We start from the raw sequence: 12,695 nt of genomic DNA, 5'->3' as shown, positions 1-12,695 counted from the left end.
CCGGTTTCGCGCCCCATCGGCGCGCATCACGATGAGGATTTCACTACGCCAAAAATGTGACTTTCGACAGCGACAAAGGCGCCCGTTGAAAACAAAAACGGCGCCTGCCCCGGGGGCAGACGCCGTTTTGTTTGATATCAGACGTCGCTTACGCGCCGGCGTTCAGCACGGTGACCGCACGGCGGTTCTGCGACCAGCACGAGATGTCGTTACACACCGCGACCGGACGTTCCTTGCCGTAGGAGATGGTGCGCATCCGGCTGGCATCGATCCCGCGCGAGGCCAGGAAGGTGCGAACCGACTGGGCACGGCGAGCGCCGAGGGCAATGTTGTATTCGCGGGTGCCGCGCTCGTCCGCATGACCTTCGATGGTGAAGGAGTAGCGGTTGTACTGCTGCAGCCACTGCGCCTGCTTGTCCAGGGTCGCGATCGCCTGCGGCGACAGTTCGGTCTGATCGCTCTCGAAGAACACGCGATCGCCGACATTGACGACGAAGTCCTGCTGGCTGCCCGGCGTGGCGGCATTGGCCATCGCGCCATCGGCACCCAAACCATTCTTGTTGGCGCAGGCGCCCATCGACAGCGCCACGGCCAGCACTGCAGCCAGTTTTAATCCCTGGAGGATACGCATCTGATGCTTCATTCCCGGAGCCTCCACGCTCACGCTTTACCCAACTGTCATTCGGTCTACAGGGCGTTGGTTAAGCGAACGTTCCGTCAACCTTGATGAGGTGTTGCCAAAACCGATCAAAAGCCACAGGCCGCGAAAAAGCAACGACGTGGTTAATGGTTGGCAAATGTGGCGCGACGGTGAAGGTTCTGAGAAAGCAGCTGGTTTTAGGCAGAATCCCGCTGCAGGGACTGCTGAGAAAGTCAGCAATGACCGGCGACCGGACTGTCGCCCCCCTTCGCCTTCAGGTGCGGGGCAACACCGCGGCCTGGGCGATATGGAACTCGGATGAATGGAGATCCGGCGCCAGGGGCTCGCTCTTGCGCTCGAACAGAGCCCGCTGCTCGAAGAGACTGGAGCGGAAATGTGGGTAGCGCATGAAAATGCGTTCGCGCACCGCGGCGTAGTCGGCCGCCATCAGGCATAGCGGCTTGGTCAGCGTTGGATAGGGCCGCGGCTCGCACATCGGCGTCTGCAGGAAAACCTTGCGATAGAACGCGCGATGCTCGGCGCGCACGGTCGCCGTCCCGATATCGGCTTTGAAATAGCCGCAGGCGACATAGCCCAGCCGAACCGTCATATAGGGCAGTTCAGGAAACTTGGTGCGGTTGTTCGGGTCGGCCACGAAGCGGTTCGGGTCGACGATGATCTTCCCCTTGTCCAGCTCGGGACGCAGCAAGTCTCCGAATGCATCGACGGCAGGCGTTTCCGGATTGTCCGGCGTCGCTACGCTAACGCGCAGCGAACTGGCGAGCTCGCCATCAACGAATATCCCGAAAGTCCATGAATTCGGCAAATCATCGAAACGGTCGGCGAGACGGCGATCCGCCCGAGGCTCGATGGCCCCCTCATGGAGATAGGCTCTATAGCGCAGGCTATAGATCGCCTCTTTCTCAGCTTCGGTTTCGGCAAGACGGTAGTCAACCCGGTCGAGAATATCGCTGCGCTTCGAAGCTTCAGTCGCTTGATCGGCCGAAGCCATCATTCCGTCTCCTACGCACCAACGCCATGACTACGCGAGTAAGGAAAGGTTAAAGCTTTCTTAAAAGTTGTCAAAGGTTCTGCCACAATGTGGTTAACCCTTTTGGCCTATTCGGCGCGCGAAACGAATGGAAATGGAAATTCGAGAGTGTGGCCCGCGGCTGGTCAGGCCGGTGCGCGCGTGGCCTCGACATTGGCGCCGGGCTCGATCACGCGACGTCCGTGGGATGCGTCCAGGAGCTGCCTGATCCGGGTCGCAGGCACCGGGCGGCTGAACAGATAGCCCTGCGCCTCGCTGATCGTGCCGTCGGCACTGATCAGCTCGAGTTGCTCGTTGGTCTCGATGCCTTCGACGACAACCGTCATTCCCAGATCGGCACTGAGGCGCGCAACGCCGCGCAGCAGCGTCAACGGACGGTCCGTATCGATCCCTTCGAGGAATGAGCGATCGATCTTCACCTTCTGCAGCGGGAAATTGTGCAGATAGCTCAGGCTCGAATAGCCGGTACCGAAATCGTCGAGCGAAATCCGACAACCTGCTGCGTGAAGCTGCGCGAGGGCATCGTGGGTCCACTGCGTATTACGCAGCAGCGACGATTCGGTGATCTCGATCTCGAGACGACGCGCCGGCAGCCCGGACACGTCGAGGGCGTAGCGTACCTCGCTCAACACATCGCGCTGATGAAACTGCTGCGACGAGAAGTTGACGGCGACGCTGACCGCGTCCGGCCACTTCATGCATTCGATACAGGCCTTGCGCAAAATCCAGCGGCCAAGATCGACGATCAGGCCCATGTCTTCTGCGACGGGAATGATATCGACCGGCGAAACAGTGCCGCGGACAGGATGATTCCAGCGCAGCAGCGCTTCGCAGGTCGAGATGCGTCCCGACTTCAGATTGACCAGCGGCTGGTAGTAAATCTCGAATTCTTCATTGGCGAGCGCCTGGCGCAGATCCAGTTCGAGCACGCGGCGCGCCTCGACCGTCTGGGCCATCTCGTCGCGGAAGAAGCAGAAGGTGCCACGGCCTGAGGCCTTCGCACGATACAACGCCATATCGGCGTTCTTCAAAAGGTTGTCAGCGCTGACATCGGGTTCCGTCAAGGCGATGCCGACGCTGGCGCCGATCTCGACCTGATGATTGTCGACCTCGTAGCGCTCACTGAGCCGTTCGACGATGCGACGCGCCAGATCGGCTGCATCATGATTTGTCTTGATGGCACGTTGGAACACGACAAATTCGTCACCGCCAAAACGAGCCACGAAGTCATCCGCGCGCAACATTTCGCGCAGCCGATCGGCGACCATGCACAACAGCTGATCACCGCATGGATGACCAAGCGTATCGTTGACCTGCTTGAACTGATCGAGATCGACGAACAGCAGGGCCGACAGCGTGGATTGGTCCGAGCTCTTCAGCATGCGGCCGATTTCGTTCCGGAAACTGACCCGGTTCGGCAGCCCCGTCAATTCGTCGAAACGCGCCATGTGGCTGATACGCGCTTCGGAATTGCGGCGCTCGGTAATATCTTCAAGCAGAACGACCGTGCCGCCGCCGACCATCGGCTGAAACTTCCACGACAATGCACGTTCACTCTCGTGGGCATGATCAAGGGTCGTGATTTCGGCTGCCTTCGAGCTTTCAATCTCGGTGATGATGGTCATCGCGCTGGCCGATGACACTGTCCCTGCATTGACGCAGAGCGAGACGACTTCGCGAGCAGTCACGCCGCGCTGCACGAGATCCTCTGAAATCTCCATCATCGCGGTAAAGCGATTGTTGAGCACCGCCAACCGACCATCGGCGCCGAACATGCACAGGCCGTTGGGCATATTGTTCAGCGCCGTATCGAACTGGCCGGCGATGGAGCCGACCCGCTCGGTGGCCAGCAGCGCTTTGACGTAGACGTCATGCAGACGAAGCGTGATCCGGCGCAGGCCGACAAAGAACAGGACGTTCAGAAACGCAAAGCCGATATAGTAGAAGTCACCGTGGATAATCAGCGCCAGCGCCATCGGACCGCACGCCAGCAGCACCTGCAACTGCGCGATCTTCGGACGGCCATAAGTTCGGCCGGCACCGGCCGCGATATAGGCGACGGTGACTGCCGTACCCAGCATATGCGCGACCGGATCATCGCTGCCGAGCAGAACGACCCAGCACCACAGGCCCAACGCGGCTGCATAGAGCGAGCCGCCAACCATGTAATTGAATTCCCAGCGGATCGCCTCGTCAGGCGTCAGCGCGGTCTCGCGCTTTTCATAGCGGCTAAGCTGAAGGGCCCGCAAAGCGCCAATGACGATGATCAGGGCGGCGCATGGCCACAGCAAAGGGTTGCCGGTCTTCACCGCAGTCATGACTGCGCCGGTCCCGGCGCAGACCGCACCGGCCAGCATCGGAATCGGGTTTTCGAACAAGGAATCGACGAGCGCCGTGTAGATCGACGGCGACATCGATTTGCTGTTCGTCCGGTTGTGGTCGGCGAGCTGCATCGGGCGTAAATGCGTCCTGTTCAGGCGCACATTGGTACCGGGTCCTGATGAAGTCTTTCTGAGGGAACATCGTTAGCGAACTGTTTACGCATTCGCATAAACAGCAAATCTGCTCGTGATTTCAGCGCGGTGGGCAAAGTTTGCCGGGAATAGCCGGTAATCCGCCGGTCGCCGCCAATCGTTTGTTTACGATAGCAACGGCGACCAGGCCGGGTCGGACGCGAAGCCGGGCGTCGGGACCTTGAGTTCGTTACGACCCGAAACGTCGACCGTAAACAGGGACGGGCCCCCGCCCGTATCGCGGAAGAACATGATCACGCGGCCATTGGGCGCGAAGGTGGGACCCTCATTATGATAGCCGGACGTCAGCAGCCGTTCGCCGGAGCCATCGGGCTTCATGATGCCGATCGAGAACTGACCACCACCCTGCTTGGTAAAGGCGATATAGTCGCCGCGCGGCGACCAGACCGGGGTCGAGTAGCTGCCTTCGCCGAACGAGATGCGCTGGGCACCGCCGCCGGTTGCCGCCATCGTATAGATCTGCGGCTTGCCGCCGCGATCCGATTCGAAGCAGATCTTCGAGCCATCCGGAGAATATGACGGCGAGGTGTCGATCGCCGGCGTATCAGTCAGGCGCGTCGTGGACTTCGACCGCAGGTCCATGACGAAGAGGTTGGAATTGCCGCCCTGCTGCAGGCTCATGATGACGCGCTGGCCATCCGGCGAGAAACGCGGCGAGAACGACATGCCCGGGAAGTTGCCGACGACCTCGCGCTGGCCTGTCTCGATGTTGAAGAGATAGACCTTGGGATCACCCTGACCGAATTCCATGTAAGTGATCTCTTGCGTCGACGGCGAGAAACGCGGCGTCAGCACCAGATCCGCCCCGCGCGTCAGGTAGCGCACATTGGCACCGTCCTGATCCATCAGGGCCAGTCGCTTGACGCGGCGCTCCTTGGAGCCCGTCTCGTCGACAAAGACCACGCGGCTGTCGAAATAGCCCTTCTCGCCGGTCAGGCGCTCATAGATCTGGTCGGAAATGATATGGGCGATACGACGCCAGTATTCCGGCGAGGTGAAATATTGCTGGCCGGCCAATTGCTGACCCGTGGCGACGTCCCACAGCCGGAATTCGGCCTTCAGGCGACCATCGCCCTGCCGGGTCATGCGGCCAGTGACCAGCGCCTGTGCATTGACGGTCTTCCAGTTCACGAAGTTCGGCGGCGCGTCGATATTGATGGCCTTCTCGACGAAGGCCGCCGGATCGATCGGCGCGAACAGGCCGCTGCGCTTCAGATTGTTGGTGATGACCTGGGAGACGCCGACGCTGACTTCGTTATCCGCACCGGTGCCGGCGGAGAAGTTCGGGATCGCGATCGGCAGCGGCGCGACATTGCCTTCCGTGATCTGCACGCGCGCCTGCCCGAAGGCGGTTCGCGCACTGGTGCCCATCAGCAGACCTGTCGCCGCCATTCCTGTGATGATCTGTCGGCGGCTCGGGCGAAACAACATCGGGGGCAATCCATTCTTGTCGGTCATTATTGCGGGCTTTGCTCGGTATTCGTGATCGTCACCAGGAGTGACGTGCTCATGACCGTCGTTCGGTGAAAACGGGTTCGAAAAACTTCCACTCGTCAAAAAACGCCGTAGGCAGTTTATACGGCGCGCATTCGATGATCGCACGCAGTGCGCTCTCCTGATAGACGCGGAAATACGGCGTCGATGGATTGCTGATGGCAACCGGCGTCGTCTCCAACGACCCATCACGCCTCAGCTTGACGCTGAAAATCGACTCGGTCATCTGCGCTTCGATGCCGCCATAGGGCTTCTTCCAGCAGCGCTCGACCTGCGACTTGAACATTGCGCCCCAAGTGGCGACGTTGTTGCTCGCATTGCCTTTCGCCAAACCCAGAGCCTCGTTCGGATTGAGGTCGGACCCTGTCACCGAATTCCGGGTCGGATCGCGCTTGTCGATCAGCGCCGCGATCTTTGACTGATCGAACACGCGCTCGGCCTTCTTGGCCTCTGCTGCCTTGGCCTGTGCTTCGGCCTTGGCTTTCGCTTCGGCATCAGCCTTGGCTTTGGCCTCAGCCTTCGCTTTGGCTTCTGCTTTAGCCTTGGCTTGCGCTTCGGCCTTCGCCTTGGCTTCCGCCTGCGCCTTGGCGTCAGCCTCGGCCTTCGCTTCAGCCTCTGCCTTGGCGTCGGCAACCGCCGCCGCTTTGGCTTCTGCCTTTGCCTTGGCATCGGCCGCGGCTTTCGCTGCAGCCTCGGCTTTTGCCGCAGCCTCCGCCTTCGCTGCTTCGGCCGCCGCTTTCTCGTCAGTCTTCGGCTGTTCCTTCGGCGCCGTCTCGGTGATTACCGGCGGCTTCTTGTCGTCGATCTTGCCGACCGTATCCTCGACCGGCGGCTTGGCCTCGGCGACCTTCTCCACCTTCGGCTTCGGATTTTCCTTCTTGCCGGTCTTTTGACCGACCATGGACTGGCTTTCGACGCTGATGTCGACCCCGACGGAATCCTCCGGCATCACTTCCAATGCCTTGGAAGAGAACGTGAGAAGTCCCCACCCGATCACGATGACGTGCAGGGCTACCGATGCGATGAGTGTCTTGTCGACCTTCACGATCAGATTTCCAATCCTGCTCCTGCCCAGATCAACCGGCTGTTCCACGAGCTTACGTCCCCTGCTCCGGCAGGATCACGATATTGGCCTTGAATCCGGCAGAGCGAACAGTGCCGAGCAATTTCATCATGTCCGTGTAACAGACGTCCTTGTCACCACGGAGAAACACGGTGTTGTCTGTCTCCGAACGCGTCGCCCGGATCGCCTTGATCTTGGCGTCGAGCTCACTCACCGGCACCAGGGCGTCGCCGACATACATTTCGACCGCCGAATTACAGCCACCGCCGGTGCGCTTCACCGACACGGTGAGCGGCGGAGCATTCTGCGATATCGACTTGCCGCCGCTCGCGATCGGCAGGTCGATATCGATGGTCGAGGTCATCAGCGGCGCCGACACCATGAAGATGATCATCAATACGAGCATGACGTCGACCATCGGGGTGACGTTGATCTCGGCCATGACGGCAGCACGCCGACGCCCGCGCCGACCTCCGCCACCACCGCCCGAGCCCATATTCATCCCCATGACAGGGTGCTCACTTCAAGGTTCAATTCGTCACCCATCAGACGCGCTCGTCGATCTGGCGCGACAGGATCGCTGAAAACTCGTCGGCAAACCCCTCCAGGCGCTGGGCCTGTTTGTTCACTTCTGACGTGAATTTGTTGTAGAAAATAGTCGCCGGGATGGCGGCGATAAGGCCGATGGCCGTGGCAAACAGCGCTTCCGCGATGCCCGGTGCGACCACCGCCAGCGATGTGTTCTTGGACGCAGCGATCGCCTGGAAGCTCGACATGATGCCCCAGACGGTGCCGAACAGGCCGACGAAGGGGCCGGCCGAACCGACCGTCGCCAGCACCAGAAGCCGGCGCTCAAGGCGCTCGACCTCGCGGGCGATGGAAACGTTCATCACCTTGTCGATGCGCATCTGCAGACCGGTGAAGGAGCGCGCCTGGCTTTCGAAAGACCGCTTCCACTCGCGCATCGCCGCGACGAAACACGCCGCCATCGACTGCGTCGGCTTGGCGGAGAGCGCGCGGTACAGATCCTCGATGGACTCGCCGGACCAGAAGGCCTGTTCGAACCGGTCCATGGCGCGGCGTGTGCGCGAATACAGGAACATCTTGTCGATCGCGATCGCCCAGACCCACACAGAACAGCCCAGCAGTCCCAGCATGACCGCTTTCACGATCCAGTGGGCCTGCAGGAACAGCGCGATCAGCGAAACGTCGGATGAAGCCAGCGGCAGGGCTGACTGCGCCACATCGGCCGGATTCATGAACGGTATCCTCTCAACGCAAAAATCCTCAATTTGCCAGCGACTTGCTCATCGCTGGTGCCGCGGCCACGCATCGCGCGCGGCGCGGAACGCCAGTGCAATGTTCTTGTTGTGTCGCATGGAGGGCTTGTCCGAAGCCGAGCCCTAAATTCCCTGCCAACATGTCAAAACAAGGGCTTGCACGCGTATCTGCCGCTTTTACCAGACGCCAGTCATGGTTAATGCGGAGTTACCAAAGCGTGTTTTGGCCGAGAAATGAAGCGGTATTCGCTTGTTCGTGAAGGGCCCGTGACAAAGCAAAACCGCCCGCCTGAATGATCAGACGGGCGGCGATGTCGGCATCGGGCGAAGGGGGCGCTACCGCCTGACGCCTATCAGTTTGGGGCTGTTAGCCCTGCGGCTGATTGTTATCCGATGGCGGGGTCGGCTTCGGGCGGTGCTGCGCCATGAACTGGTCGAACTCTTCCTTGTCCTTGGCGTGACGCAGACGATCGAGGAAGTTCTTGAACTCGTGCTGTTCTTCCTCAAGGCGGCGCAGGGTTTCGACACGATATTCGTCGAAGGCGCGGTTGCCCGAGGTCGGCGGGCCGAAGCCGAAGCCCGATCCGAAGCCTGAGCGCTCCATGCGGCTGCGCATGCGCTCCATCTTGTACTGCATCCGCTCCATCTTGTTCTCGAAACGGCCGTTACGATCCCAGCAACCCATTTTTCTGCTCCCGAGTGTGAAGAAGAGAAGTGCGAGGCCAACCGGCCACCAGATGATAAAACCGAGCACGATCAATACGATGTGCCATGGTGAGCGCATCTGGTAGGACACCCGATCATCGGCGGGTGGACCCCATCGATTGTAATCTGCAGCGTTGGCCATTTTCCTCTCCATCAGCGGCACCATGCCGCTTGTGAATGTAAATAACATTTACATACGTAGCTCACGGCCGGATTTTGTCAAGGCGACCGCAAGGGGAGCGCCGCGAATTATTTTGGGGCGGTTCCCCAAGGACCCGATTTGGGCGCTGTAGTTGTGTCGGACTTGTGGACGTTTTGGTCGGTTGGAAAGCCCAGTCCGCGCAAATAAATCAGCGCGCCGGCTTCCAGCAGGTCGTCCGGCGACATCGGCAGCTTGCGCCGCGCGGCATCGCCGCGGCCAAACAGCGAGGCCACGCCGTGCGCCAGCGACCAGATATGCAGCGCCATCATCATCGCCGGCGGACGCGTCACACCGGGCGGCGTCAAGGCGGCCAAACGTTCTGCCGCCGCACGGATCACACCGAAGGCACGTTCTCCCGCCGCGGCCAGTTCAGGACTGGAATCTACGGGGATTCCGGATTCGAACATCGCCGAATAGAAGGCCGGTTCAGTGCGGGCGAAAGCGAGATACGCCTTGCCGATCCGCTCGAAGGCCGTGACCGTATTCGGCCGGCCATCGTCCCACGCCGCCGTCAGCACCAGCTCGAACTGCTCGAAGCCACGCTGCGCGATGCTGGCGAGGAGGTCGTCGCGATCGCGGAAATGGCGATAGGGCGCAGCCGCGCTGACGCCGGCCGTGCGCGCGGCATCGGCGAAGGTGAAGCCCGCAGGCCCCTTCTCCGCAATCAGCCCGAGCGCTGCCTGCAGCAGGGCCTCTTTCAGATTTCCGTGGTGATAACCGCGCTCGCCGCGGCTGTCTTTGCGCCAGCTCATGTGAATGGCTTTAACATGAGCCGGGCCAAAAGGTCACACCAAAACGGTGTGACCGGCGCAAATTCCCTCAACAAATCAACGCCCGCCGCATGCGGAAATCCTGCGGCAGGCATGCGGCCGTGTTGCGACACGACCGTTTCATCCCCGTCGCAGTGATTTTGCCTCAGCCGAGCCGCTTTGCGGTGGTCTGCATCTCCTCAAATCCCGAGGCGACGGCCTGCACGTCCTCCGGATAATCGGCCATTTCCTGCACCTGGCGGATCTCGATCACCTCGTTGGGCGTCGCCGGGCAGCGACTGGCCCAGGCGATGGCCTCATCGCGCGAGGCGACGTCGATCATCCAGTAGCCGCCGAGCACTTCCTTGGATTCCGCGAACGGCCCGTCGGTCACCACCGGCTTGCCGGATGGAAAGGACACCCGCGCGCCCATCGATGGCGGGTGCAGTCCGTCGCAGGTGATCAGCACACCGGCATCCATCAGCGCCTTGTTATAGGCCATCATTGCGGCGACGCGCTCGACGTCCTCCGGCACGGTACCCGGCGCCGCAGTCTCATAGCCGCCGGGGATCATCAGCATCATGAATCGCATGGTCATTATCCTCGTTGATCTCGTCGCTTATTTCTTGGCGGCTTGCGCGCGCAGGCGCTCTTCCTTCTCGCGCAATTCGGGTGTGAGGGCGTCGCCGAAATCCTCGGCCGCAAACACCTGACGGATCTCAATCTCGTCGCCGGCCGCGAACGGCGCCCGCTTCATCCACGCAATCGCCTCGTCCTTCGAGGCAACGTCGATCAGCCAGAAGCCCGCGATCAGATCGCGCGTCACATCGAACGGCCCCTGCTTCACCACTGGCTCACTGCCGGTGAAGGCGATGCGCGCGCCCTTTGAGGTCGGATGCAGCCCCTCGCCGGCCTGCATTACGCCGGCATTGCACATCTCTTCATTGAACTTGCCCATCGCGGTCAGCAGTTCCGTCGTCGGCATCACGCCGGCTTCGGTGTCCTTGTTCGCATGCACAATCACCATGAAACGCATCGGTCTTTCTCCGTTGGAAGGTTCGACTGCAAGGATGACGAAGCAGCTTTTGCCAGTCCGACATGACCGGTGAAATTATTTCAGACGTCATGACCAATGGATTTTTTCCTTCAACCATGGTCCAGGCTTCTACAATTACCGGATCACAACTGGCCGCCCGTGTGGCTCTCCCGGACGCAATCATCGCTCAACAGCATTTCGAATGATCGACTAGCGCGACGCCCGATCATCTTTCAGCGCATCTGCGAATTCGGTCACGATTGCCTTTATCAGGCGACCGCTGAACCTATCCTTTTGCCACAGCGCCGTCATTTCGACAGGAGATGGCTCCCAACCTGTCAGGACGCGAATAAGCGCACCGGATGTCAGTGCGGCTTCAACCAAAAAGAATGGCAGGTTGGCAATCCCGAGGCCCGCAATTGCGGCGTCCACCAATATCGTCTGCCGGTTGGCCGCAAAGCTGATTTTGGGATGGATAGTCGCGGTCACGCCTTTGTCGTTTCGCAGATCCCATTCGACCAGATCGCGACGGATCGCAAGCGCGGGAATTTCCCTGAGGTCCTGCGGCTCTTTCAAACCGGAGTGTGCCGATAAAAAGTCCGGGCTGGCGACCAGCACTCTCGGCAAGGTGGCAATTCTCCTGAAGATGAGTTCGGAGTCCGCGACCGGCCCCATCCGAACCACCAAATCGTATCCTTCCTCAATCAGCGACACTCTGCGATCGGCAAGGGTTATCTCAATCGCGACATCGGGATGTCTGGCCCCGAACCGGATCAACGCAGGCGCAAGCACTGCAGTGGCGATATCGGGCGGCAAGGAAAGACGAATGTTGCCCGACAGGGCTGCGCGCTCGTCCTGAACCTCGGCTACGGCCTCTTCAGCGAGCGAGAAGGCCGCACGGCTTCGTTCGAAAAGTTGCTGCCCCTGCTCTGTGAGCACGACGCCCTTCTTCGTTCGCCGGACGAGTCGGACGTTCAAGGTATTTTCCAGCACCGACAGTCGCCGGGACAGCGTCGCTTTCGGAATGCCCGTCGCACGCTCGGCCGCCGCAAGCCCTCCGGCCTCGACGATACGAGTGAACAGCGCAAGGCCGTCGAAATCTCCGAAGACTGTCATGTTCCATTTATGAAACATGATGAGGTCATTTTTCAAGCCTGCCGCTGGCTTTGTTTCATTTCTACACTTATGGGCGAGCAATGACGCTCTTTGAGCCAAACGAGGTCAGATCATGCCCAATTACTTCACCCCGGAAAATTCCGCGCTTCTGCTCATCGATCATCAGATCGGCACGATGCAGTTGATCAAGAACATCGACGTCGCCAGAGCCAAGCGCATGTCGCTGGCACTGGCGAAAACAGCGAGCATCCTGAACATTCCGACCGTCCTGACGTCGAGCCAGGAAGATCGCCTGCAGGGGCCGCTGTTGCCGGAGCTGCAGGAGATCCTGCCAGACGCCTTCAAAGCGCGCGTCAAGCGCGAAGGCATCGTCAACGCCTGGACCGACGTCAACTTCAAGGCGGCGGTGGAAGCAACGGGACGAAAGAATCTGATCATGGCCGGTGTCACGACCGATGTCTGCCTTGTCTTCCCGGCGATCGATGCGGTGACCGAAGGCTACAGCGTCCAAGCGGTCATGGACGCTTCGGGGTCTCCATTCGAGCTCTCCGAGGATATGTCCCGCCGGCGCATGCAGGATGCTGGCGTTGTTTTAACAGCGACCAACACGATGATCGCCGAACTCGCTCAGAACTGGGGAACGCCCAATGGGCAAAAACTCATCCAGTTGCTGTTCAGCGAAGTGCTTCCGCCGATCAATCCGTAACGCCATCGCGCCCGCCGAAGCTGGAGCCTCATTGGTTCTGATGGAAGCAGAACCGAGCTCCAGCTTTTTGTTTGAAGCGTTTTCTTGACGCGAACCGGCATCCACTTCGCTCGAAAACG

Annotated in this window: 14 protein-coding genes; 2 read left to right on the top strand and 12 right to left on the bottom strand. The window is 60.4% G+C overall.

The annotated features are described in order from the left end of the window. Positions 1–148 precede the first annotated feature (148 nt). The 11 genes from pal to AB7813_RS25540 form a co-directional block, all read right to left on the bottom strand. On the bottom strand, positions 149–643 hold the full coding sequence (pal, locus tag AB7813_RS25590) for a peptidoglycan-associated lipoprotein Pal (protein ID WP_068733555.1): 495 nt from the start codon (positions 641–643) through the stop codon (positions 149–151). Positions 644–914: 271 nt separating this feature from the next. Further along, positions 915–1,655, bottom strand: coding sequence for an N-acyl amino acid synthase FeeM domain-containing protein (locus AB7813_RS25585; protein ID WP_374725695.1), 741 nt, complete (start codon positions 1,653–1,655; stop codon positions 915–917). A 161-nt stretch (positions 1,656–1,816) separates the two neighbouring features. Further along, positions 1,817–4,144: a putative bifunctional diguanylate cyclase/phosphodiesterase gene (locus tag AB7813_RS25580; protein ID WP_089261975.1), complete on the bottom strand. Its 2,328-nt coding sequence runs from the start codon at positions 4,142–4,144 to the stop codon at positions 1,817–1,819. Positions 4,145–4,330: 186 nt separating this feature from the next. Continuing rightward, positions 4,331–5,656 carry a Tol-Pal system beta propeller repeat protein TolB gene (gene tolB, locus AB7813_RS25575; protein ID WP_068733785.1) on the bottom strand — a complete coding sequence of 442 codons (1,326 nt, stop codon included), beginning with the start codon at positions 5,654–5,656 and terminating at the stop codon, positions 4,331–4,333. 76 nt (positions 5,657–5,732) lie between these two features. Further along, positions 5,733–6,764, bottom strand: a complete 1,032-nt coding sequence (tolA, locus tag AB7813_RS25570) for a cell envelope integrity protein TolA (protein ID WP_441228706.1) — start codon at positions 6,762–6,764, stop codon at positions 5,733–5,735. A gap of 52 nt (positions 6,765–6,816) precedes the next feature. Continuing rightward, positions 6,817–7,290 (bottom strand): biopolymer transporter ExbD, encoded by a 474-nt coding sequence (locus AB7813_RS25565; RefSeq protein ID WP_093759405.1) that lies wholly within the window; start codon positions 7,288–7,290, stop codon positions 6,817–6,819. Between the two features lie 37 nt (positions 7,291–7,327). Beyond that, on the bottom strand, positions 7,328–8,041 hold the full coding sequence (tolQ, locus tag AB7813_RS25560) for a protein TolQ (protein ID WP_068733549.1): 714 nt from the start codon (positions 8,039–8,041) through the stop codon (positions 7,328–7,330). Between the two features lie 388 nt (positions 8,042–8,429). Continuing rightward, a complete protein-coding gene (locus AB7813_RS25555) occupies positions 8,430–8,909 on the bottom strand; it encodes a DUF2852 domain-containing protein (protein WP_231077979.1) in 480 nt (159 codons plus the stop codon). A gap of 107 nt (positions 8,910–9,016) precedes the next feature. Further along, positions 9,017–9,721, bottom strand: coding sequence for a TetR/AcrR family transcriptional regulator (locus AB7813_RS25550; protein WP_441228705.1), 705 nt, complete (start codon positions 9,719–9,721; stop codon positions 9,017–9,019). Positions 9,722–9,884: 163 nt separating this feature from the next. After that, the gene (locus AB7813_RS25545; RefSeq protein ID WP_089261981.1) at positions 9,885–10,310 is read right to left on the bottom strand and encodes a YciI family protein; all 426 of its coding nucleotides are present in this window, start codon (positions 10,308–10,310) and stop codon (positions 9,885–9,887) included. A 27-nt stretch (positions 10,311–10,337) separates the two neighbouring features. Continuing rightward, positions 10,338–10,754, bottom strand: a complete 417-nt coding sequence (locus tag AB7813_RS25540) for a YciI family protein (RefSeq protein WP_089261983.1) — start codon at positions 10,752–10,754, stop codon at positions 10,338–10,340. 62 nt (positions 10,755–10,816) lie between these two features. Between AB7813_RS25540 and AB7813_RS25535 the strand changes: the two genes are divergently transcribed. Further along, a complete protein-coding gene (locus AB7813_RS25535) occupies positions 10,817–10,960 on the top strand; it encodes a hypothetical protein (RefSeq protein WP_231077982.1) in 144 nt (47 codons plus the stop codon). A 4-nt stretch (positions 10,961–10,964) separates the two neighbouring features. Here AB7813_RS25535 and AB7813_RS25530 read toward each other — a convergent pair whose 3' ends face one another. Continuing rightward, positions 10,965–11,906 (bottom strand): LysR substrate-binding domain-containing protein, encoded by a 942-nt coding sequence (locus AB7813_RS25530; protein ID WP_441228704.1) that lies wholly within the window; start codon positions 11,904–11,906, stop codon positions 10,965–10,967. Positions 11,907–11,982: 76 nt separating this feature from the next. Here AB7813_RS25530 and AB7813_RS25525 point away from each other — a divergent pair, with 76 nt between their 5' ends. Beyond that, entirely contained in the window at positions 11,983–12,576 is a 594-nt protein-coding gene (locus AB7813_RS25525) for an isochorismatase family protein (protein WP_231077984.1), read from the top strand. Positions 12,577–12,695: the final 119 nt, after the last annotated feature.

Origin of the sequence: Tardiphaga sp. 20_F10_N6_6, assembly GCF_052076045.1 — a bacterium.
In the GTDB taxonomy this organism is placed as follows: Bacteria; Pseudomonadota; Alphaproteobacteria; order Rhizobiales; family Xanthobacteraceae; genus Tardiphaga; species Tardiphaga robiniae.
The sequence above is the reverse complement of the archived record's forward strand: the minus strand, read 5'-3'. Positions and strand labels throughout refer to the sequence as shown.